A 21,754-nucleotide genomic window follows, 5' to 3' on the forward strand; every position below is an offset into this window, starting at 1 on the left:
GTGGGGCGCTGATTATAGACGTTAAGGCCACAATGTTCATCTGTTTGTGTGGCTATCTGTTCTCCGGTATTGTTCATAACCTTAAGCTATTAAGATGATATCAGGAAGAGTGCTTACGATGTCTCAGTCTAAATCCGCGCTGCGTCGGAATGGATTCACCTTTAAACAGTTTTTTGTGGCGCACGATCGATGCGCGATGAAAGTGGGGACCGACGGTATTTTACTCGGTGCGTGGGCACCGGTAGCCCAGGTGCAGCGTATTCTGGATATCGGCACAGGAAGTGGCTTGCTGGCCTTAATGCTGGCTCAGCGGACGGCAGATGATGTGGTTATTGATGCTGTTGAACTTGATGAGCAGGCGGCGGCGCAGGCGCAGGAGAACATCAGCCATACCCCCTGGGCTGAACGTATCACCGTGTATACGGCGGACATTCAGCAATGGGTGAGTGCCCAGCACAAGCGCTATCAACTGATTATCAGCAATCCACCGTACTTTGAAAAAGGCGTGGAATGTCGTAGCGAACAGCGTGAGCAGGCCCGCTATACCACGACATTGGATCACACCGCGCTACTGGCATGCGCGGCAGAATGTATTACCGAAGACGGCTTTTTCTGCGTCGTGCTGCCGGTCGAGGTTGGCATAACCTTTATGCAGCAGGCAGAGACCGGTGGCTGGCATCTGCGGTTACGCACTGATATTGCAGAAACGGAAACCCGGCTACCCCATCGCGTATTGCTGGCCTTTTCACCGCAGGCGGGGGAGTATTATTGCGATCGGCTGGCGATCCGTGGGCCAGAGCAGCAGTATTCAGAGAGCTATACCGCCCTGACCCGGATGTTTTATCTCTTTATGTAAAGCGGTGGCGTCAGGACAGAAGGGCCAGCGTCCGACAACGGCTGCGGATAATCGAGAGTATAATGCAGGCCGCGGCTCTCTTTGCGCTGCATCGCGCAGCGGACAATGAGTTCGGCGACCTGCACCAGGTTACGTAACTCCAGTAAATTATTGGAGACGCGGAAATGCGCATAGTACTCATCAATTTCCTGTTGCAGCATGGTGATCCGCCGTAGCGCGCGCTCCAGCCTGCGAGTGGTGCGCACAATCCCAACGTAATCCCACATTAATAACCGCAGCTCATGCCAGTTATGCTGGATAACCACCCGTTCATCGGCATTATCAACACGGCTTTCATCCCAGGCGGGTAGGGGCACACAATCGGTTACCGGAGGCCGTTTTTTAATATCTTCCGCGGCTGACCAGCCATAGACCAGGCACTCCAGCAGAGAATTTGATGCCATGCGATTAGCACCGTGCAGACCGGTGTAGCTGACCTCGCCGATAGCATAAAGCCCATCAACGTCGCTGCGGCCTGCCTCGTCAACCATCACGCCACCACAGGTATAATGAGCAGCAGGCACAACTGGTACGGGGTCTTTTGTCAGATCGATGCCCAGCCCCAGCAATTTTTCGTAAATCATCGGGAAGTGTTGACGAATAAACGCTTGCGGCTTATGGCTGATATCAAGATACAGGCAATCGACCCCAAGGCGTTTCATCTCATGATCGATGGCTCGCGCGACGATATCCCGCGGGGCCAGCTCAGCACGCTCGTCAAAGTCAGGCATAAAGCGCGAACCGTCCGGGCGCTTTAATAATGCGCCTTCGCCGCGCAGCGCTTCTGTCAGCAGAAAATTTCGCGCCTGCGGATGAAACAGCGCGGTAGGATGAAACTGATTAAATTCGAGGTTGGCGACCCGACAGCCTGCGCGCCACGCCATCGCAATACCGTCGCCGGAGGCGATATCCGGATTAGTGGTATATTGATAAACCTTCGAAGCTCCGCCTGTCGCCAGCACTACGCAAGCCGCCCGGCAGGTTTCCACTTTTTCCAGATCGCGGTTCCAGATCCATGCGCCCATCACCCGATGGGGGCCTGGCAGGCCAATTTTATGCGATACAATCAGATCAACCGCATTCCTGCGTTCAAGAACCCGAATATTGGGATGAGCCAGTGCCTTACCGACCAGCGTAGTCTCAACCGCTTTACCGGTCGCATCGGCAGCATGTAATATCCGGCGATGGCTGTGGCCGCCCTCGCGTGTCAAATGGAAGCTTGCTTCACCATTCGGCTGAAGCTGAGTATCAAATAACACACCCTGATCGATAAGCCACTGTACGCAATGTCTTGCATTACTGGCGACAAATGACACAGCGTGGGGCTCGCAGAGCCCGGCACCTGCGATTAGCGTATCTTCGACATGCGAGTCGACACTGTCCGTCTCGTCAAAAACGGCGGCGATGCCGCCCTGAGCATATAGCGTCGATCCTTCGCTCATCGGCCCTTTACTTAATACAATCACTGAGCGGTGTTCAGCGAGCCGCAATGCCAGTGATAAACCGGCAGCCCCGCTACCAATAATGAGCACATCACAAGAGTATTCAGGCGTAATATTCATTTTTTGTTTAATTTACTAAACATTGTTGTTTGACAATAACACTGGTAGCGCAATAGCGGCACTATTTTTTTACTTTTTGTTGCAGTGGCTAAACATAATCGCGGATGCAGAATTAACGTAAAATCGCGAAAATATTTTGCGAAGCAGATCGTTAGTTACGGATTTTATGGTGAAATCATCCCTGTGTTACGCTACTCTGCTGGCGTGCTACAGCATTTGCTCACGGAAAGGGCGTAGTACGCGTCTAACAGACTTATAATGAGTGATAACGAACGGTCGGTAGACATTCACTAAAACAATGGTGTGACGGAACTTTACAGAAAACTGACACTCTAACCTTCTGCTTGCTCATAGTGCAGTGTATAGAGTGGCGTTTCGATTACGCGTGGATATTGGGTTTGAGGAGACATTACCTCGGATGAGCGAGCAGTTAACGGACCAAATGCTGGTTGAACGGGTCCAGAAGGGAGATCAAAAAGCTTTCAACCTGCTGGTGGTGCGCTATCAGCATAAGGTCGCGAGCCTTGTCTCCCGCTATGTGCCTTCAGGCGATGTGCCTGATGTGGTGCAGGAATCGTTTATCAAAGCCTATCGCGCACTGGATTCATTCCGGGGAGATAGCGCTTTCTATACGTGGCTGTACCGCATTGCGGTCAATACGGCCAAAAATTACCTGGTTGCTCAGGGGCGTCGTCCACCGTCCAGCGATGTGGATGCCAATGAAGCGGAAAACTTCGAAAGTGGCGGCGCATTGAAAGAAATTTCGAACCCTGAGAACTTAATGTTGTCAGAAGAACTGAGACAGATCGTTTTTCGAACCATAGAGATGCTTCCGGAAGATTTACGCATGGCTATTACCCTGCGGGAACTGGATGGCCTGAGCTATGAAGAGATAGCCGTCATCATGGATTGTCCAGTAGGTACAGTGCGTTCACGCATCTTCCGTGCTCGGGAAGCTATTGATAATAAAGTTCAACCGCTTATCAGGCGATGACGATAGCGGGATACTGAAAGGGTATTAGGCATGCAGAAAGAAAAACTTTCCGCTTTAATGGATGGCGAAATGCTGGATGGGGAGCTGCTTAACGCGCTGTCTCGCTCTCCAGAAATGCAAAAAACCTGGGAGAGTTATCATCTTATTCGTGATTCGCTGCGAGGCGAAACGAGTGATATTCTCCATTTCGATATCTCTTCCCGCGTGATGGCCGCTATTGAAAATGAACCTGCGACCCTCATCCCGGAAGCGCAGCCTGCGCCGCATCAGTGGCAGAAAATGCCGTTCTGGCATAAAGTTCGCCCCTGGGCCAGCCAGCTAACTCAAATGGGCGTCGCCGCCTGCGTGTCGCTTGCAGTTATCGTCGGCGTCCAGCACTATAATGACCAGGGTGAAGCCACCCAGCAGCCTGAAACGCCGGTTTTTAATACGTTGCCGATGATGGGTAAAGCAAGCCCGGTAAGCCTGGGCGTGCCGGCAGAGTCTTCTGTTGCCGCCAACAGCGGTCAGCAGCAGCAGGTTCAGGAACAGCGTCGTCGCATTAACGCGATGTTGCAGGACTATGAACTCCAGCGCCGTCTGCATTCTGAACAGCTTCAGTTTGAACAAGCGCAAACGCAGCAGGCTGCGGTACAGGTGCCGGGTAATCAGACTTTAGGAACACAATCGCAGTAATGAAGCAACTTTGGTGTGCCATGTCACTCGTGACAGGTAGCCTGTTTTTCTCTGTCAACGCCTCGGCTGATGTTTCGTCCGGGGCGTTGTTGCAGCAGATGAACCTGGCCAGCCAGTCACTCAATTACGAGCTGTCTTTTATCAGCATTAATAAGCAAGGCGTCGAATCGCTGCGTTATCGCCACGCGCGGCTGGACAATCAGACGCTGGCGCAGCTACTGCAGATGGACGGTCCACGCCGGGAAGTGGTACAACGCGGTAATGAAATCAGCTATTTTGAGCCGGGCCTTGACCCCTTTACGCTTAATGGCGATTACATTGTGGATTCGTTGCCATCGCTGGTTTACACCAACTTTAAACGTCTTTCCCCGTGGTACGATTTCATCTCTGTCGGCAGAACGCGTATTGCGGACCGACTATGTGAAGTGATCCGGGTGGTGGCTCGAGACGGTACTCGATACAGCTATATCGTCTGGCTGGATTCAGAAACCAAGCTGCCAATGCGCGTTGATCTGCTCGATCGTGACGGTGAAACGCTGGAGCAGTTTCGGGTCATTGCTTTCACTATGAACGATACTGTTGCCGGCAATATGCAGAGCCTGGCGAAGGCCAATCTTCCTCCTCTGCTCTCAGTTCCGGCAGGCGATAAAGCCGCTTTTAACTGGAATCCATCCTGGTTGCCACAAGGTTTTAGCGAAGTATCCAGCAGCCGCCGCTCGCTGCCAACGGTAGATGTGCCCATTGAATCACGTCTTTATTCTGACGGGCTATTCAGTTTCTCTGTTAATGTGAGCCGCGCAACGCCTGCCAGCAGCGATCAAATGTTGCGCACCGGGCGACGTACCGTCAGCACCACGCTGCGCGATAACACCGAAATCACCATTGTTGGCGAGCTGCCTCCGCAAACCGCGAAGCGTATCGCTGACAGTGTCAAATTTAAGGCCGTCCAATGATTAAAGAGTGGGCGACCGTTGTCTCATGGCAAAACGGTCTCGCGCAGGTCCACTGCGACGTTAAATCCTCGTGTAATAGCTGCGCATCCCGTGCCGGTTGCGGTAGCCGGGTACTGAACAAACTTGGGCCGCAGACCAGTCATACGATCGTCGTCCCCAGCGCACAACCGCTGATTGCGGGTCAAAAGGTGGAGCTGGGGATCGCTGAGGCCAGCTTACTAACGTCAGCATTATTGGTCTACATGTCGCCGCTGGTGGGATTGTTTATTGTTGCCTCTGTTTTTCAGGTGCTGTTTTCCAGCGACGTGGCCGCGTTATGTGGCGCTATTCTCGGTGGGGTCGGCGGTTTCCTGATTGCCCGGGGCTTCTCGGCAAATCTGGCGACGCGCGAAGCCTGGCAACCAGTAATCTTAAGCGTCGGGCTTCCTCCAGACGAACTACGTATCGCCGAGTAAGACCTTCCTTCTTTCCTCTTACAGGATGAGCATTTCCTCGCGTTCATGTTGTAGTGTAGAATGCGGCGTTTCAGACTAAAAAACGTCAGGCTTAGTATCGCGGCCTCCTGGTATCCGTAAGGCAAAATAATCTCCATATATGAAGAATATACGTAACTTTTCGATCATTGCTCACATTGACCACGGTAAGTCGACGCTGTCTGACCGTATTATCCAGATTTGCGGCGGGCTGTCCGACCGTGAAATGGCAGCTCAGGTTCTGGACTCTATGGATCTGGAACGTGAACGCGGTATTACCATTAAAGCACAAAGCGTTACGCTCGATTTTAAAGCCGCTGATGGCGAAACCTATCAGCTGAACTTTATCGACACGCCCGGCCACGTTGACTTCTCCTATGAAGTGTCCCGTTCGCTGGCGGCCTGTGAAGGCGCGCTACTGGTGGTCGACGCCGGGCAGGGTGTTGAAGCGCAAACGCTGGCAAACTGCTATACCGCGATGGAAATGGACCTGGAAGTGGTGCCGGTCCTCAACAAAATTGACCTTCCTGCCGCCGATCCGGATCGCGTAGCGGAAGAAATCGAAGATATCGTCGGCATTGATGCCACCGATGCAGTACGCTGCTCGGCGAAAACCGGTATCGGTGTGCAGGACGTGCTGGAGCGTCTGGTGCGCGATATTCCTGCCCCGCAGGGCGATCCTGACGCTCCGCTACAGGCGTTGATCATCGACTCCTGGTTTGATAACTACCTTGGCGTTGTCTCCCTGGTACGCGTGAAAAACGGTACCCTGCGCAAAGGTGATAAAATCAAAGTGATGAGCACCGGGCAGACCTATAATGCCGATCGCCTCGGCATCTTCACGCCAAAACAGATCGATCGCACTGAACTGAAGTGCGGCGAAGTAGGCTGGCTGGTTTGCGCGATTAAAGATATTCTCGGCGCGCCGGTGGGCGATACCCTGACGCTGGCACGCAATCCGGCGGAAAAAGCGCTGCCCGGCTTTAAAAAAGTGAAGCCGCAGGTCTACGCGGGTCTGTTCCCGGTCAGCTCTGACGACTACGAAAACTTCCGCGATGCGCTTGGCAAACTGAGCCTGAACGATGCTTCTCTGTTCTATGAGCCTGAAAGCTCCTCAGCGCTGGGCTTCGGTTTCCGCTGCGGCTTCCTCGGCCTGCTGCACATGGAAATCATCCAGGAGCGTCTGGAGCGTGAATATGATCTGGATCTGATCACTACCGCCCCGACCGTGGTGTATGAAGTTGAAACCACCGCGAAAGAAGTGGTTTACGTCGATAGCCCGTCCAAGCTGCCGCCAGTGAACAACATCTATGAACTGCGCGAGCCTATCGCCGAGTGCCATATGCTGATGCCGCAGGAATACCTGGGTAATGTAATCACCCTGTGCGTTGAAAAACGCGGTGTGCAGACCAACATGGTTTATCACGGCAATCAGGTAGCGCTGACGTATGAAATTCCGATGGCGGAAGTGGTGCTCGATTTCTTTGACCGCCTGAAATCGACCTCCCGTGGTTATGCGTCGCTTGATTACAACTTTAAACGTTTCCAGGCCTCACGGATGGTGCGTGTGGACGTGCTGATCAACGGCGAACGTGTGGATGCGCTGGCGCTTATCACCCACGCTGACAATGCTCAGTACCGTGGTCGCGAGCTGGTGGAGAAGATGAAAGATCTGATCCCACGCCAGCAGTTTGATATCGCTATCCAGGCGGCTATCGGCACCCATATCATTGCCCGCTCGACGGTGAAACAGTTACGTAAGAACGTACTGGCAAAATGCTATGGCGGTGATATCAGCCGTAAGAAAAAGCTGCTACAAAAGCAGAAAGAAGGTAAGAAGCGAATGAAGCAGGTTGGTAATGTTGAACTGCCGCAGGAAGCTTTCCTCGCCATTCTGCATGTCGGTAAAGACGGTAAATAATTCTTAAGGAGTTGGCATGGCGAATAAATTTGCCCTGATTCTGGTGATTGCCACACTGGTAACGGGCATTTTATGGTGCATCGATAAATTTATCTTTGCGCCTAAACGTCGGGAGCGTCAGGCGGCAGCACAGGTTGCTACGGGCGATACACTGGACAAAAAAACGCTGAAAAAAGTTGGCCCGAAACCGGGCTGGCTGGAAACGGGCGCATCTATCTTTCCGGTGCTGGCGATTGTGCTGATCGTGCGTTCATTTATTTATGAACCCTTCCAGATCCCGTCAGGGTCGATGATGCCGACGCTGCTGATCGGCGATTTTATTCTGGTGGAAAAGTTTGCCTACGGCATTAAAGATCCGATCTATCAAAAAACGCTTATCGAAACCGGGCATCCGAAGCGCGGCGACGTGGTGGTATTCAAATACCCGCAGGACCCGAGTCTGGATTACATCAAACGTGCGGTGGGTCTGCCGGGTGATAAAGTGACTTACGATCCCGTTGCTAAGCAGGTGACTATCCAGCCAGGATGCAGTTCAGGCCAGGCCTGTGGCAGTGCACTGCCGGTCACTTATTCTGACGTAGAGCCGAGTGATTTCGTGCAGACCTTTGCCCGGCGTAACGGCGTTGAAGCGACCAGCGGCTTCTTCCAGCTTCCGCAGAACGAGTCAAAAGATGACGGCATTCGTCTGGATCAGCGTAAAGAAACGCTGGGTGATGTAACGCACCGTATATTGACCGCGCCTATTGCTCAGGATCAGCTCGGCATTTATTACCGGCAGCAGGGCCAGCAACTGGCGACCTGGATTGTTCCGCCTGGACATTACTTTATGATGGGCGACAATCGTGATAATAGCGCGGACAGTCGCTATTGGGGCTTCGTACCGGAGGCTAATCTGGTTGGTCGCGCGACGGCTATCTGGATGAGCTTTGAGAAACAGGAAGGTGAATGGCCGACCGGCGTGCGCTTAAGTCGCATTGGCGGTATCCATTAATCAGCATTTAAAGTGCACCTTGCCGCCATTTTGGCGGCAAGGTGAATTATTTAATATATAAATCCCTTCAAACTAACGACATCCCCTGTCGTTGTGTATAGAATATTCCCCCGAAGTTTCAGGTTGTCTCCCGCAAGGGGGCGACAGCACACGAAAACGCGTTGATTCCCTCCTCAGGTCGATTTCGTGTGCTGAATTGTTGACGCATTCATTTATTGGTATCGCATGAACCCCATCGTAATTAATCGGCTTCAACGGAAGCTGGGCTACACTTTTCATCATCAGGAATTGTTGCAGCAGGCGTTAACGCATCGTAGCGCCAGTAGTAAACACAATGAGCGTCTGGAATTTCTTGGCGACTCTATTTTAAGTTACGTCATTGCTAACGCGCTTTATCACCGCTTTCCCCGCGTGGATGAGGGTGATATGAGCCGGATGCGTGCCACGCTTGTGCGCGGCAATACGCTGGCTGAAATTGCCCGTGAATTCGAACTGGGCGAATGCCTGCGTCTGGGGCCGGGCGAGCTGAAAAGCGGCGGCTTTCGTCGGGAATCTATTCTTGCAGATACGGTCGAAGCATTAATCGGCGGGGTTTTTCTCGATAGCGATATCCAGAACGTCGAGAAACTGATTCTGAGCTGGTACCAGACTCGTCTGGACGAAATCAGCCCAGGCGATAAGCAAAAAGATCCAAAAACGCGTTTACAGGAATATTTACAGGGCCGTCACTTACCTCTGCCGTCTTATTTGGTGGTACAGGTCCGGGGCGAAGCCCACGATCAGGAATTTACTATCCACTGCCAGGTCAGCGGCCTGAGTGAACCGGTGGTTGGCACAGGTTCCAGCCGTCGTAAGGCGGAGCAGGCTGCCGCCGAACAGGCGCTGAAAAAACTGGAGCTGGAATGAGCGAAGAAAAAAGTTATTGTGGGTTTGTGGCCATCGTAGGCCGTCCGAACGTTGGCAAATCGACGCTGTTAAACAACTTGCTGGGACAGAAGATTTCGATCACCTCCCGCAAGGCGCAGACCACTCGTCACCGCATTGTCGGTATCCATACTGAAGGGCCGTATCAGGCAATTTATGTCGATACTCCCGGTCTGCACATGGAAGAAAAACGCGCCATCAACCGCCTGATGAACAAAGCGGCCAGCAGTTCAATTGGCGATGTGGAACTGGTGATTTTCGTGGTGGAAGGCACGCGCTGGACGCCGGATGACGAAATGGTCCTTAACAAGCTGCGTGACGGTAAAGCGCCGGTCATTCTGGCGGTGAACAAAGTAGATAACGTGCAGGAAAAGGCCGATCTGCTGCCGCACCTGCAATTCCTCGCCAGCCAGATGAATTTCCTCGACATCGTGCCGATGTCCGCAGAAACCGGCATGAACGTTGATACCGTCGCCGGGATCGTGCGCAAACATTTGCCGGAAGCCATTCATCACTTCCCGGAAGATTACATCACCGATCGCTCGCAGCGCTTTATGGCCTCGGAAATCATCCGTGAAAAACTGATGCGTTTTCTCGGTGCCGAACTGCCTTACTCGGTAACGGTAGAAATCGAGCGCTTTATTACCAACGAGCGTGGCGGCTATGATATCAACGGTCTGATCCTCGTTGAGCGCGAAGGGCAGAAGAAGATGGTTATTGGCAACAAAGGGGCCAAAATCAAAACCATCGGTATCGAAGCCCGTAAAGACATGGAAGAGATGTTTGAAGCCAAAGTACATCTTGAACTGTGGGTGAAAGTGAAATCCGGCTGGGCCGATGACGAGCGCGCGTTGCGTAGCCTCGGCTACGTGGACGACCTGTAAGAGCTAACCCGATGGAAGGCTGGCAGCGCGCATTTGTTCTGCATAGTCGTCCCTGGAGCGAAACCAGCCTGATGCTGGACGTCTTCACGGAAGAATCGGGCCGCGTGCGTCTGGTCGCTAAAGGCGCGCGCGCGAAGCGTTCCAGTCTCAAAGGCGCGCTTCAACCCTTTACCCCGCTGCTGGTGCGCTTTGGCGGCCGGGGTGACGTCAAAACCCTGCGCAGCGCCGAAGCGGTCTCTCTGGCACTTCCCTTAAGCGGTATCACGCTCTATAGCGGCCTGTACGTTAATGAGCTTATCTCGCGCGTGCTGGAACAGGAAACGCGCTTCTCTGAACTCTTCTTTGATTACCTGCACTGCCTCCAGGCGCTGGCGGGCGCGACCGGGTCGCCTGAACCCGCGCTGCGGCGTTTTGAACTGGCGCTGCTCGGCCACCTGGGCTACGGCCTGGATTTTCTGCACTGCGCGGGGACGGGAGAACCGGTTGAAGAAACCATGACCTACCGCTACCGGGAAGAAAAAGGCTTTATTGCCAGCGTGGTCATTGATAACAATACCTTTACCGGCCACCATCTTAGAGCGCTGGCCAGCCGGGAATTTCCTGATGCCGATACCCTGCGCGCTGCGAAACGCTTTACCCGCATGGCGCTCAAGCCGTATCTTGGCGGCAAACCGTTAAAAAGCCGGGAGCTGTTTCGCCAGTTTATGCCGAAGCGCTAACGACCTTGTAAAGATTCTGACTGGAAGAAAATTAAGGACTCTGTCATGGCTGATTTACTATTAGGCGTCAACATTGACCACATTGCCACATTACGTAACGCGCGCGGCACGGCGTATCCGGACCCTGTTCAGGCGGCATTTATTGCCGAGCAGGCGGGGGCGGACGGCATTACTGTTCATCTGCGCGAAGATCGCCGCCATATTACCGACCGCGACGTCCGGCTACTGCGTCAGACGCTTGATACCCGTATGAATCTGGAAATGGCCGTCACCGAAGAGATGCTGACCATTGCCTGTGAAACCAGGCCGCATTTCTGCTGCCTGGTGCCGGAAAAACGCCAGGAAGTGACTACCGAAGGCGGGCTGGACGTTGCCGGACAGCGTGACAAAATGCGTGACGCCTGCCAGCGCCTGGCCAGTGCCGGCATTCAGGTCTCCCTGTTTATTGATGCCGACAATGAGCAAATCAAAGCCGCAGCGGAAGTTGGCGCACCTTATATTGAAATTCATACCGGCTGCTATGCCGATGCGGAGAATGACGCTGATCGCGCTCGGGAGCTTGAGCGTATCGCCCGCGCGGCAACCTATGCCGCCAGCCTGGGCCTGAAAGTTAACGCCGGTCATGGGCTGACCTACCACAACGTGCAGGCCATCGCCGCGCTGCCGGAAATGCATGAGCTTAACATCGGTCACGCGATTATTGGCCGTGCGGTAATGAGTGGGCTTAAAGACGCGGTGGCGGAAATGAAACGCCTGATGCAGGAAGCGCGCCGGTAATGGCTATTCTTGGCTTAGGCACGGATATCGTAGAGATAGCCCGTATTGAAGCCGTTATCTCCCGTAGTGGCGATCGTCTGGCACGACGCGTACTTAGCGATAACGAGTGGGCTATCTGGGAGGCGCACCAGCAACCGGTGCGTTTTCTGGCTAAGCGTTTCGCGGTCAAAGAAGCCGCGGCGAAGGCTTTTGGTACCGGCATTCGCAATGGTCTGGCATTTAATCAGTTTGAAGTTTACAACGACGAGTTGGGAAAACCGCGTTTGCGATTATGGGGAGAAGCACTACGCCTTGCTGAGGCAATGGGCGTCACCTCAACGCATGTGACGCTTGCCGATGAACGTCATTACGCCTGTGCCACGGTAATCATTGAACGTTAGATTTTATCCGCGTGGTGCATCAGCACAAACTTGTCCCATAGCTGTTCTTCGTTTTCAATGTGTGCCGGATCTTTCAGGATAGTATTAGGGATCGGGCACACCTTCTGACAGGTGGGCGTTTCATAATGCCCCACGCATTCGGTGCAGCGCTCGCTGTTAATTACATAGATGCTGTCACCCATTGAAATGGCCTCGTTAGGGCATTCGGGTTCGCACATATCGCAATTAATGCATTTTTTGGTAATTAACAGCGCCATCAGGAAATTCTCAGAAGCAACACAAACAGGGCGGGCATTATACGCCGATCTTTTGCTCAAACCAGTTTTTTTACCAGCGCCTCGCTCTGACGAATGTGATTCGGGGCATGCTCCAGATCCTGCTGCACCAGCGCCATAAACAGCAAATCGGTCAGCAGCATCTGCGCGCTGGTCGAAGAAATAGCGGCGCTGCGGGTGGCGTGTTCTTCTGCGATGGTATAAAGGCTATGAGACGCACGTTGCTGAAGCGTATTCAATGTAAAACCGGTAATAGCAAATACTTTTGCACCGACACGATGGGCTTCGTCAGCGGCAAGGCAAATTTCGCGCCGTTCGCCGCTGTAAGAAATTGGGAGTAAAAGATCGTCGGGCGACATGGCCTGAACCACCGCAAGCAGGGCATGCATATCCAGCTCTATTGTGGCGTTAAGACCAATCTTTAGCAGCTTCCAGCCGAAATTTCTTGCCACCAGACCGGATGCGCCAATACCCGTCACAATGATCCGCCGTGCATCGCGCAGCATCTGTACGCTTTCCAGCAGCTTATCTTCACTGTTGATATCCAGAGAGGCATGCATGGCAGCCAGTTTTTCGGCGATCAGTTTTTCACCTACCAGGCGAAGCGGATCGTCACCGCGAATATGATTATGAACCGGTAATGAACGCGCAGGAGGGTGACTGGCCAGCGCTTCGCTGATAGCCAGTTTAAGTGCCGGGAAACCCTTATAACCCATTTTTTGCGCGAATTTAACTACGCTGGACTGGCTGACCCCCGCCTCCTGCGCAAGTTGCTGTGAGCTGAAATGGCGGGCCTCTTCAGGCCGGGAGAGTAAAAAATCCGCCAGTTTTTTATCGCTTTGGGCCAGTGCCGGATAACGCTGACGGATACGGCTCAAACAGTGCATAACTTCTCCAGCAGTCAGGATAACGCAGACAAAAAAGCTCGCCTGTACGAATATTATATTCCAAAATAATCAGGTTATTATGAATTAAATATTCTGGAGGGACAAAATGAATCTTGGCTCACTGATTTCTGAGACGCGCAATGCGCGGACAATGGCGCTGGATGGAGTCTCCACGCGTGAAATGGTGGAGTTACTCAATCAGGAAGATGCGCGGGTGGCCCCGGCAGTGGCCGCGGTGCTGGACGACGTGGCAAAGGCGGTTGATGCCGCCGCCGCCGCGTTACAGGCCGGAGGACGCATCATTTATATGGGCGCGGGTACCAGTGGACGGCTGGGGGTGCTGGATGCCTCCGAATGTCCGCCGACCTTCGGTGTACCGCACGGTCTGGTGGTGGGGCTGATTGCCGGTGGGCCTGGCGCATTGTTGAAAGCGGTCGAAGGGGCAGAAGACAGCCTCCAGCTCGGCGAGGATGACCTTAAAGCGCTCCATTTAACCCCAGCAGATTTGGTCGTCGGTATTGCTGCCTCTGGTCGTACACCGTATGTGATTGGCGGGCTGCGCTTTGCAAACGCCAGCGGGTGCACGACCGTGGCGGTTTCCTGTAACCCGGCCTCGCCGATTGCCAGCGAGGCAGCTATTGCTATCTCACCGCTGGTCGGGCCGGAAGCGCTGACCGGCTCCACGCGGCTTAAGTCCGGTACGGCGCAAAAAATGGTGCTGAATATGATCTCCACCGGAGCAATGGTGAAGTTCGGTAAGGTGTATCAGAACCTGATGGTGGATATGAAAGCGACCAATATCAAGCTCGTCGATCGCGCCTGCAGGATGCTGATGGAAGCCACCGGTATTGAACGTGAGCAGGCAGAACAGGTGCTCCAGCAGACCGATCATGATGTCAAACCGGCGATTCTGATGGTGCTGACCGGTCTTGACGCACCGCGCGCGCGCGCCAGACTCGACCAGCATCATGGCTTTTTACGCGCCGCGCTGGAAGCCGCACATGACTGAGTGCAGGACGTTATGACGCCCGGGACCGGAAAAATCAGAATCTATCTGTTAGGCTAAATAAAGTAATAACCGCCTGGCATAGTACGGCCAGGCGATCGGAGCTTAACATCCTGAGGAGTAAGGTTTGGCAACTAACGAGCGTCGTGTGGTATTTTTTGATCTTGATGGAACGCTGCATCAGCAGGATATGTTCGGCAGCTTTCTGCGCTACCTGTTGCGGCATCAACCGTTAAACGCGCTGCTCGTCCTGCCTTTACTTCCTGTTATTGGCGTCGCGCTACTGGTTAAAGGCCGTGCCGCCCGCTGGCCGATGAGTCTGCTGTTATGGGGCTGCACCTTTGGTCACAGTGAAGCACGTCTGAAACGCCTCGAGAGCCAGTTTGTCGCCTGGTTTCGCCAGCATGTCACGGCATTTCCGGTGGTACATAATCGATTAACGGAATACCTGACCAGTACCGATGCTGACGTCTGGCTAATCACCGGGTCGCCGCAGCCGCTGGTGGAGCAGGTTTATATTGATACGCCGTGGTTACCGCGTGTTAATCTTATTGCCAGTCAGATCACCCGACGTAACGGCGGCTGGGTGCTGACGATGCGCTGCCTGGGCCATGAAAAGGTCGCCCAGCTTGAGCGCCGCATCGGCACGCCGCTGCGTCTTTACAGCGGCTATAGCGACAGTAAGCAGGATAACCCGTTACTCTATTTCTGCCAGCATCGCTGGCGCGTGACGCCACTGGGTACACTTCAGCAACTCGAATGATGTGTAAAGGATAACGGCTGTGTATAATGCGCCCCGTTTTCTCGCAGGAGTACCCGCTTTGTCCAACCACGAATTGAACCATGAACACTGGATGCGCCATGCGTTGACGCTGGCTCAACGCGCCTGGGATGAGGGCGAGGTGCCGGTCGGCGCGGTACTGGTGCATGACAATCGGGTCATCGGCGAGGGCTGGAACCGTCCGATAGGCCGTCACGATCCCACCGCGCATGCCGAAATCATGGCCCTGCGCCAGGGCGGGCTGGTACTACAGAACTATCGTCTGATTGATACCACGCTGTACGTAACGCTGGAGCCCTGCGTGATGTGCGCCGGGGCAATGGTCCATAGCCGTATCGGGCAACTGGTTTTTGGCGCGCGGGACGCCAAAACCGGTGCGGCCGGATCGCTCATCGATGTGCTGCACCACCCCGGCATGAATCACCGGGTTGAATTTACCGAAGGCGTACTGGGAGAAGAGTGTGCCGCGCTCCTGAGCGATTTTTTTCGCCATCGTCGGCAGGTCAAAAAAGCGCTCAGGCAGGCGGAAAAAAGCCAGGATTAACGCCGCACACCTTCTGTCAGTAACGGTGTTTTTGAGTGAGGACCGTTCCCGTCGTTGAGCATCGATAAGAACGGGACGACCGGCGGCACTTCCTGCGTCAGCGTATCAGGAGCAACGACCGGATACGCCCGCGCAAGTTGAAGCGCTTTTTCCGTTATCTGCTCTTTCTCCAGCAAATAGCCTACCAGGCTGATTTGATATTTACGGATATTTTCCACGAAGGCGTAGGCTTCATGCCCCCGCGCATATCCGTAGGTCAGATTGCTATAAACGGACTTCTGCGTCAGCAACGGTAAGCGCTGTTTGACGTCTGCCCAGCTATCCGGATTGCCCTTTTGCTTTGCGGTGAGTGCCCTGACGTCCAGCATATGTGCGTAGCCCATATTATAAGCGGCCAGCGCAAACCAGATGCGTTCATTTTCAGGCACCGTTTCCGGTACTTTGGCGATCAGTTCCCGCAGGTAGCGCATGCCGCCGCTGATGCTTTGTTCGGCGTCGGTGCGATCGCTTAAGCCAAGGCTCTGCGCGGTGTTACGGGTCAGCATCATCATTCCACGCACGCCGGTCGGTGACGTTGCCAGCGGGTCCCAGTGTGATTCCTGATAAGCAATGGCAGCCAGCAAGCGCCAGTCAATACTGTCAGCATACTTCTCAAACAGCGGCTGGAAATCCGGCAGGGTGCTGTCAATTGCCCGCAGGAATGAGCGAGTATCAACATAGTCAAAATCCTTACCATGGCCGAGATATTTCTCTTCCAGCCGGGCGATGGTGCCCTCCGTCCCCGGTTTGCTAAAGAACATCTTCATGGCACTGGCGAGCGTTTTATCATCATCCTGTACGCTAAACCAGGTAACGGGCTGCTCATCGGTAACATCCAGCGCGACCGCCAGCTCCGGATGAACGCGCTGGAAAAGACTGATGGCGCTGGAATCGGCGATGGTATAATCAATCCGTCCGGCAACCACGTCCTCCATAAGCGTCTGCGTATTCCGTTTATCATCGACCGTCCAGTTAAGGTCCGGAAATTTCTGTGCTTTTAATGCCCGCAGATCGTTGATGACCGCATGGCCCGGTGCGACAGTCAACTGGTGAGCAGCGATGGCTGCCAGTGAGCGCGGACGCGTACTTCCCACTCGGTATACCAGTTGCTGTGAAACAGAAGAGTAGTGGGGACCGGGCTGATAATGTTTTGCCCGCTCACTGTTCCAGACCAGGCCTGCCGCCAGGATATCGGCCCTGCCGTTGTCCAGATCGTCAAACAGTTGCCCGGGCGTTGGTCTGACCGTCACTTTCAGCCGGACACCAAGCTCGTCGGCAAACTGGTGCGCCAGCTCATAATCAAAACCTTCGACCTTGCCGTTAATGTTGATGTAGGTCATCGGCGATGTGATGGTGCTAATCCGCAATTCCCCACGCGCTTTAATGGCAGCAATCCGGTTTTCCGGCCGGTGATGCCAGATAAACATGGCTGACAGGGCGACAAACAGTAGCAGTGTGGCAATGCCCCAAAAAGGATGACTGATTTTTAATTTTTTCAAATAGTTAGTTCTCTTTTCCGTGTGTTCTTCTGCTGCTTCACGGTCTTTATAATATGAACGAATGTTTCAGAAAGAGCGGCATTTTGCTTAACATTGCGCCGTCTGGCAACTTTTTCAGCGCCTGTGCCACACTGAATGTTAAAAATTGAAAGACATTTAATTTCTACGCAAACGGTTTCGTCATGACGGCTTATTCTTTATAATGACGCCCGTTTTCCCCCCTTTGCGCACACTGAACACTGAGAAGACGAGAGACTTATGATGGAAATTCTGCGTGGTTCGCCTGCACTGTCGGCATTCCGAATAAATAAACTGCTGGCACGCTTTCAGGCGTTCAACCTGCCGGTAAGCACCCTTTACGCTGAGTATGTCCATTTTGCCGACCTGAGTGCGCCGCTGAATGCGGAAGAGCACGCCCAACTTGCCCGGCTGCTGACTTACGGTCCGCACCTCAATAGCCATGCCCCTTCAGGAAAACTGCTGCTGGTGACGCCGCGTCCCGGCACCATCTCTCCCTGGTCTTCGAAAGCAACGGATATCGCGCACAACTGTGGTTTAGAGCAAATTAAGCGCCTTGAACGCGGCGTGGCGTATTACGTCGAAGCATCCACACTGACCGCTGAGCAGTGGCAGGCAGTCGCCGCAGAACTCCACGATCGAATGATGGAAACTGTTTTTACCTCGCAGGAAGAGGCGCAAAAACTGTTCGCGCATCACCAGCCGACGCCGGTTACCCGTGTCGATGTCCTGGGGGAGGGGCGTCAGGCGCTGACTGAGGCTAATCAGCGGCTTGGTCTGGCGCTGGCGGATGATGAAATCGATTATCTGCACGATGCGTTCACCCGTCTGGGTCGTAATCCGAACGACATCGAACTGTACATGTTCGCGCAGGCCAACTCTGAGCACTGCCGGCATAAAATCTTTAACGCTGACTGGGTAATTGACGGTAAAGCGCAGCCTAAGTCACTGTTTAAGATGATTAAAAATACCTTTGAGCAGACGCCGGATCACGTGCTGTCAGCGTATAAGGACAACGCCGCGGTCATGGAAGGCTCCGATGTCGGGCGCTTTTTCGCCGATCACGACAACGGGCGTTATGACTTCCACCAGGAAGCGGCACACATCCTGATGAAGGTCGAAACCCATAACCACCCGACGGCCATTTCTCCGTGGCCCGGTGCGGCAACCGGATCTGGCGGCGAGATCCGTGATGAAGGCGCGACCGGGCGAGGTGCAAAACCCAAAGCAGGACTGGTAGGGTTTTCTGTCTCAAACTTACGTATTCCGGGCTTCGAACAGCCGTGGGAAGAAGATTTTGGCAAGCCGGAACGCATTGTCACCGCGCTGGATATCATGACCGACGGTCCGCTGGGCGGGGCGGCGTTTAACAACGAATTTGGTCGCCCGGCGCTGAACGGCTACTTCCGTACTTATGAAGAGAAGGTCAACAGCCACAACGGTGAAGAGCTACGCGGCTATCATAAGCCGATCATGCTGGCCGGTGGGATCGGCAACATCCGCGCCGATCACGTACAGAAAGGTGAGATCGCCGTCGGCGCGAAACTGATCGTCCTCGGCGGTCCGGCGATGAACATCGGCCTCGGCGGCGGCGCAGCTTCATCTATGGCTTCCGGCCAGTCTGATGCCGATCTTGATTTCGCGTCCGTACAGCGTGATAACCCGGAGATGGAACGCCGCTGTCAGGAAGTGATTGACCGCTGCTGGCAACTGGGTGATGCCAACCCGATCCTCTTTATTCATGATGTCGGCGCGGGCGGTTTGTCTAACGCCATGCCGGAGCTGGTAAGCGATGGCGGGCGCGGCGGAAAATTTGAACTGCGGGATGTTCTCAGCGATGAGCCAGGAATGAGCCCGCTGGAAATCTGGTGCAACGAATCACAGGAACGCTATGTGCTGGCGGTAGCGGCTGACCAGTTGGCGTTATTTGACGCACTGTGTCAGCGCGAGCGTGCACCTTATGCCGTCATCGGGGAAGCAACCGACGAACAGCATCTGACCATGAACGACCGCCATTTTGACAACCAGCCCATCGATCTGCCGCTGGACGTTCTGCTGGGCAAAACGCCGAAAATGACCCGCGATGTGCAGACCCGTAAAGCCGCAGGCGATGCTTTCGACAGGCAGAGCATTACCGTTGCAGATGCGGTAAAACGTGTGCTTCATCTGCCGACCGTGGCCGAGAAAACCTTCCTGGTGACCATTGGTGACCGTACCGTCACCGGCATGGTCGCGCGCGATCAGATGGTCGGCCCCTGGCAGGTGTCGGTTGCTAACTGCGCAGTAACCACCGCCAGCCTCGACAGCTACTATGGCGAAGCCATGTCGCTTGGCGAACGTGCGCCGGTGGCGCTGCTGGATTTCGCCGCCTCTGCGCGGCTGGCGGTTGGCGAAGCGCTGACCAACATTGCGGCGACGCAAATTGGCGACATCAAGCGCATCAAGCTCTCCGCCAACTGGATGGCCGCCGCCGGACATCCGGGCGAAGACGCGGGTCTGTATGAAGCGGTCAAAGCGGTGGGCGAAGAGCTGTGTCCGGCGCTGGGGTTGACCATTCCGGTGGGTAAAGACTCCATGTCGATGAAAACCCGCTGGCAGGAAGGCAGTGAACAGCGAGAAATGACCTCACCGTTGTCGCTGGTGATCACCGCCTTTGCCCGCGTGGATGATGTGCGTCAGACCATCACGCCGCAGCTTGTCGTGGAAGAGAATGCCCTACTGCTGATCGACCTGGGTAAAGGTAACAATGCACTGGGCGCGACGGCACTGGCGCAGGTTTATCGTCAGCTGGGCAATACGCCAGCCGACGTGCGCAGCGTCGAGCAGCTTAAAGGTTTTTACGATGCCATTCAGGCGCTGGTCGCGGCGCGCCAGTTGCTGGCTTACCATGACCGCTCCGACGGCGGATTGCTGGTGACGCTGGCGGAAATGGCCTTTGCCGGGCACTGTGGCGTTGAGGCAGATATTGCCGCGCTGGGTGAAGATCGACTGGCTGCCCTGTTCAACGAAGAGCTGGGGGCGGTCATTCAGGTCCGTGCAGCAGAGCGCGAGGCAGTGGAAGGCGTGCTACACGCCCATGGCCTCGGTGATTGCGTTCACTATCTGGGTCAGGCGGTGGCCAGCGATCGGTTTGTCATCACCTCTGGTGAACAGGCTGTATTTAGCGAAAGCCGCACCACGCTGCGCCTTTGGTGGGCAGAAACGACCTGGCAGATGCAGCGCCTGCGCGACAATCCGGAATGTGCCGATCAGGAACACGAAGCCAAAGGCAACGACAGCGATCCGGGCCTCAACGTTAAGCTCTCCTTTGATATCAATGATGATATCGCCGCGCCATACATTGCGACAGGCGCACGTCCTAAGATCGCGGTATTGCGCGAGCAGGGCGTTAACTCCCACGTGGAAATGGCGGCCGCCTTCCACCGCGCCGGTTTTGATGCGATCGATGTGCATATGAGCGATCTACTGGCAGGGCGTACCGGTCTGGAGAGCTTCCAGGCGCTGGTTGCCTGCGGTGGTTTCTCCTACGGCGATGTGCTGGGTGCCGGTGAAGGCTGGGCGAAATCCATCCTCTTCAACAGCCGCGTGCGTGATGAGTTCGAAACCTTCTTCCATCGTCCGCAGACGCTGGCGCTTGGCGTCTGCAACGGCTGCCAGATGATATCAAACCTGCGCGAACTGATCCCCGGTAGCGAACTGTGGCCGCGCTTTGTGCGTAACCATTCCGATCGCTTTGAAGCACGTTTCAGCCTGGTGGAGGTCACGCAAAGTCCGTCGCTGCTGCTGCAGGGCATGGTAGGTTCGCAGATGCCGATTGCCGTCTCACACGGGGAAGGGCGCGTGGAAGTCCGCGATGCGACGCATCTGGCTCAGCTTGAAAGCAAAGGGCTGGTTGCGCTGCGCTATGTGGACAACTTCGGTAAGGTGACGCAGAGCTATCCGGCAAACCCGAATGGCTCGCCGAACGGTATCACCGCCGTCACCAGCGAAAGCGGTCGCGTTACCGTGATGATGCCGCACCCGGAACGCGTTTTCCGCACCGTCAGCAACTCCTGGCACCCGGAAAACTGGGGCGAAGACAGCCCGTGGATGCGTATTTTCCGCAACGCGCGTAAGCAGCTCGGGTGATTTGAATGCTCTGCCCGGCGGCGCTGCGCTTGCACGGGCCTACGGGGGGGACGGAGTTCTCCCTCTCCCTCAGGGAGAGGGCCGGGGTGAGGGTGGCCAGTGCCGCCTGCCCGGCGGGGCGTCGCGTGGGCCGGCCGGGGGGGGGGAGAGAGGGGTCCCTCTCCCTCAGGGAGAGGGTGGTCATTGCCGCTCTGCCCGGCGACTCTGCGCTTACCGGGCCGACGGGGATGTACGGAGTGCTCCCTCTCCCTCAGGGAGAGGGCTGGGGTGAGGGTGGTCGGTGCCGCCTGCCCGACAGCGCGTCGCCGGACTTTACAATAATCAGCGCTCTTATCAAACCGAAGCCGGACCTTGTTTCCGGCTTTTTAGTGTGAGTTCGATCGGCAAAAGGTGTCTGTAAAACCCGACATTGCGTTTAAAGCCTGTCGC

Annotated in this window: 21 protein-coding genes; 17 read left to right on the forward strand and 4 right to left on the reverse strand. The window is 54.9% G+C overall.

Annotated elements, in window-relative coordinates:
• Positions 1–118: 118 nt before the first annotated feature.
• A complete protein-coding gene (gene trmN / locus CHU32_RS20095; protein ID WP_103677647.1) occupies positions 119–856 on the forward strand; it encodes a tRNA(1)(Val) (adenine(37)-N(6))-methyltransferase TrmN in 738 nt (245 codons plus the stop codon).
• Here the strand turns inward: trmN and nadB are convergent.
• Complete coding sequence (nadB, locus tag CHU32_RS20100) at positions 841–2,457, reverse strand: L-aspartate oxidase (RefSeq protein ID WP_103677648.1); 1,617 nt, start codon at positions 2,455–2,457, stop codon at positions 841–843. The genes trmN and nadB overlap by 16 nt on opposite strands.
• Positions 2,458–2,810: 353 nt before the next feature.
• Between nadB and rseD the strand changes: the two genes are divergently transcribed.
• The 12 genes from rseD (at position 2,811) to acpS (ending at position 12,148) form a co-directional block, all read left to right on the forward strand.
• Complete coding sequence (rseD, locus tag CHU32_RS28635; RefSeq protein ID WP_245880248.1) at positions 2,811–2,879, forward strand: rpoE leader peptide RseD; 69 nt, start codon at positions 2,811–2,813, stop codon at positions 2,877–2,879.
• Positions 2,876–3,451: an RNA polymerase sigma factor RpoE gene (rpoE, locus tag CHU32_RS20105; protein ID WP_103677649.1), complete on the forward strand. Its 576-nt coding sequence runs from the start codon at positions 2,876–2,878 to the stop codon at positions 3,449–3,451. Before rseD ends, rpoE begins: the two co-directional genes overlap by 4 nt.
• Before the next feature lie 30 nt (positions 3,452–3,481).
• Positions 3,482–4,126 (forward strand): anti-sigma-E factor RseA, encoded by a 645-nt coding sequence (gene rseA / locus CHU32_RS20110; protein ID WP_103677650.1) that lies wholly within the window; start codon positions 3,482–3,484, stop codon positions 4,124–4,126.
• On the forward strand, positions 4,126–5,079 hold the full coding sequence (gene rseB / locus CHU32_RS20115; protein ID WP_103677651.1) for a sigma-E factor regulatory protein RseB: 954 nt from the start codon (positions 4,126–4,128) through the stop codon (positions 5,077–5,079). Before rseA ends, rseB begins: the two co-directional genes overlap by 1 nt.
• Positions 5,076–5,534 (forward strand): SoxR-reducing system protein RseC, encoded by a 459-nt coding sequence (gene rseC / locus CHU32_RS20120; RefSeq protein ID WP_103677652.1) that lies wholly within the window; start codon positions 5,076–5,078, stop codon positions 5,532–5,534. The genes rseB and rseC overlap by 4 nt, the downstream gene beginning before the upstream one ends.
• Before the next feature lie 139 nt (positions 5,535–5,673).
• Positions 5,674–7,473, forward strand: coding sequence for a translation elongation factor 4 (gene lepA / locus CHU32_RS20125; RefSeq protein WP_103677653.1), 1,800 nt, complete (start codon positions 5,674–5,676; stop codon positions 7,471–7,473).
• Positions 7,474–7,489: 16 nt separating this feature from the next.
• Positions 7,490–8,464, forward strand: coding sequence for a signal peptidase I (gene lepB, locus CHU32_RS20130; protein WP_103677654.1), 975 nt, complete (start codon positions 7,490–7,492; stop codon positions 8,462–8,464).
• 225 nt (positions 8,465–8,689) lie between these two features.
• Positions 8,690–9,370 (forward strand): ribonuclease III, encoded by a 681-nt coding sequence (gene rnc / locus CHU32_RS20140; RefSeq protein ID WP_103677655.1) that lies wholly within the window; start codon positions 8,690–8,692, stop codon positions 9,368–9,370.
• Positions 9,367–10,272: a GTPase Era gene (gene era / locus CHU32_RS20145; protein WP_103677656.1), complete on the forward strand. Its 906-nt coding sequence runs from the start codon at positions 9,367–9,369 to the stop codon at positions 10,270–10,272. Before rnc ends, era begins: the two co-directional genes overlap by 4 nt.
• Before the next feature lie 11 nt (positions 10,273–10,283).
• Positions 10,284–10,991 (forward strand): DNA repair protein RecO, encoded by a 708-nt coding sequence (gene recO, locus CHU32_RS20150; RefSeq protein ID WP_103677657.1) that lies wholly within the window; start codon positions 10,284–10,286, stop codon positions 10,989–10,991.
• A 45-nt stretch (positions 10,992–11,036) separates the two neighbouring features.
• Positions 11,037–11,768 (forward strand): pyridoxine 5'-phosphate synthase, encoded by a 732-nt coding sequence (pdxJ, locus tag CHU32_RS20155; protein ID WP_103677658.1) that lies wholly within the window; start codon positions 11,037–11,039, stop codon positions 11,766–11,768.
• Positions 11,768–12,148, forward strand: coding sequence for a holo-ACP synthase (gene acpS / locus CHU32_RS20160; RefSeq protein ID WP_103677659.1), 381 nt, complete (start codon positions 11,768–11,770; stop codon positions 12,146–12,148). Before pdxJ ends, acpS begins: the two co-directional genes overlap by 1 nt.
• Here the strand turns inward: acpS and CHU32_RS20165 are convergent.
• Positions 12,145–12,405: a YfhL family 4Fe-4S dicluster ferredoxin gene (locus CHU32_RS20165; RefSeq protein WP_103677660.1), complete on the reverse strand. Its 261-nt coding sequence runs from the start codon at positions 12,403–12,405 to the stop codon at positions 12,145–12,147. The two genes, acpS and CHU32_RS20165, sit on opposite strands and share 4 nt — an antisense overlap.
• Before the next feature lie 56 nt (positions 12,406–12,461).
• Positions 12,462–13,310: a MurR/RpiR family transcriptional regulator gene (locus tag CHU32_RS20170; protein ID WP_103677661.1), complete on the reverse strand. Its 849-nt coding sequence runs from the start codon at positions 13,308–13,310 to the stop codon at positions 12,462–12,464.
• A gap of 106 nt (positions 13,311–13,416) precedes the next feature.
• On the opposite strand from CHU32_RS20170, the gene murQ reads away from it, so the two are divergent.
• The 3 genes from murQ to tadA all read left to right on the forward strand — a co-directional run bounded on the left by murQ (position 13,417) and on the right by tadA (position 15,641).
• Positions 13,417–14,319 carry an N-acetylmuramic acid 6-phosphate etherase gene (murQ, locus tag CHU32_RS20175; RefSeq protein ID WP_103677662.1) on the forward strand — a complete coding sequence of 301 codons (903 nt, stop codon included), beginning with the start codon at positions 13,417–13,419 and terminating at the stop codon, positions 14,317–14,319.
• A 124-nt stretch (positions 14,320–14,443) separates the two neighbouring features.
• On the forward strand, positions 14,444–15,079 hold the full coding sequence (gene yfhb / locus CHU32_RS20180; protein WP_103677663.1) for a phosphatidylglycerophosphatase C: 636 nt from the start codon (positions 14,444–14,446) through the stop codon (positions 15,077–15,079).
• A gap of 19 nt (positions 15,080–15,098) precedes the next feature.
• Positions 15,099–15,641, forward strand: a complete 543-nt coding sequence (gene tadA, locus CHU32_RS20185) for a tRNA adenosine(34) deaminase TadA (RefSeq protein WP_103677664.1) — start codon at positions 15,099–15,101, stop codon at positions 15,639–15,641.
• Here tadA and mltF read toward each other — a convergent pair.
• On the reverse strand, positions 15,638–17,179 hold the full coding sequence (mltF, locus tag CHU32_RS20190; protein ID WP_103677665.1) for a membrane-bound lytic murein transglycosylase MltF: 1,542 nt from the start codon (positions 17,177–17,179) through the stop codon (positions 15,638–15,640). The two genes, tadA and mltF, sit on opposite strands and share 4 nt — an antisense overlap.
• Positions 17,180–17,437: 258 nt before the next feature.
• Here mltF and purL point away from each other — a divergent pair, with 258 nt between their 5' ends.
• Positions 17,438–21,325 carry a phosphoribosylformylglycinamidine synthase gene (gene purL, locus CHU32_RS20195; RefSeq protein ID WP_103750921.1) on the forward strand — a complete coding sequence of 1,296 codons (3,888 nt, stop codon included), beginning with the start codon at positions 17,438–17,440 and terminating at the stop codon, positions 21,323–21,325.
• The last annotated feature ends 429 nt before the right edge of the window (positions 21,326–21,754 follow it).

The sequence above is a fragment of the Superficieibacter electus genome (assembly GCF_002915575.1).
GTDB classification, from domain to species: Bacteria; Pseudomonadota; Gammaproteobacteria; order Enterobacterales; family Enterobacteriaceae; genus Superficieibacter; species Superficieibacter electus.

What these genes read in the sequence shown, in the direction of transcription:
- trmN (WP_103677647.1), top strand. Translation starts at nt 119, where the DNA reads ATGTCTCAGTCTAAATCCGCGCTGCGTCGGAATGGATTCACCTTTAAA.
- recO (WP_103677657.1), top strand. Translation starts at nt 10,284, where the DNA reads ATGGAAGGCTGGCAGCGCGCATTTGTTCTGCATAGTCGTCCCTGGAGC.
- nadB (WP_103677648.1), bottom strand. Translation starts at nt 2,457, where the DNA reads ATGAATATTACGCCTGAATACTCTTGTGATGTGCTCATTATTGGTAGC.
- purL (WP_103750921.1), top strand. Translation starts at nt 17,438, where the DNA reads ATGATGGAAATTCTGCGTGGTTCGCCTGCACTGTCGGCATTCCGAATA.
- rseA (WP_103677650.1), top strand. Translation starts at nt 3,482, where the DNA reads ATGCAGAAAGAAAAACTTTCCGCTTTAATGGATGGCGAAATGCTGGAT.
- rpoE (WP_103677649.1), top strand. Translation starts at nt 2,876, where the DNA reads ATGAGCGAGCAGTTAACGGACCAAATGCTGGTTGAACGGGTCCAGAAG.
- rnc (WP_103677655.1), top strand. Translation starts at nt 8,690, where the DNA reads ATGAACCCCATCGTAATTAATCGGCTTCAACGGAAGCTGGGCTACACT.
- acpS (WP_103677659.1), top strand. Translation starts at nt 11,768, where the DNA reads ATGGCTATTCTTGGCTTAGGCACGGATATCGTAGAGATAGCCCGTATT.
- rseC (WP_103677652.1), top strand. Translation starts at nt 5,076, where the DNA reads ATGATTAAAGAGTGGGCGACCGTTGTCTCATGGCAAAACGGTCTCGCG.
- era (WP_103677656.1), top strand. Translation starts at nt 9,367, where the DNA reads ATGAGCGAAGAAAAAAGTTATTGTGGGTTTGTGGCCATCGTAGGCCGT.
- pdxJ (WP_103677658.1), top strand. Translation starts at nt 11,037, where the DNA reads ATGGCTGATTTACTATTAGGCGTCAACATTGACCACATTGCCACATTA.
- rseB (WP_103677651.1), top strand. Translation starts at nt 4,126, where the DNA reads ATGAAGCAACTTTGGTGTGCCATGTCACTCGTGACAGGTAGCCTGTTT.
- CHU32_RS20170 (WP_103677661.1), bottom strand. Translation starts at nt 13,310, where the DNA reads ATGCACTGTTTGAGCCGTATCCGTCAGCGTTATCCGGCACTGGCCCAA.
- lepA (WP_103677653.1), top strand. Translation starts at nt 5,674, where the DNA reads ATGAAGAATATACGTAACTTTTCGATCATTGCTCACATTGACCACGGT.
- murQ (WP_103677662.1), top strand. Translation starts at nt 13,417, where the DNA reads ATGAATCTTGGCTCACTGATTTCTGAGACGCGCAATGCGCGGACAATG.
- CHU32_RS20165 (WP_103677660.1), bottom strand. Translation starts at nt 12,405, where the DNA reads ATGGCGCTGTTAATTACCAAAAAATGCATTAATTGCGATATGTGCGAA.
- lepB (WP_103677654.1), top strand. Translation starts at nt 7,490, where the DNA reads ATGGCGAATAAATTTGCCCTGATTCTGGTGATTGCCACACTGGTAACG.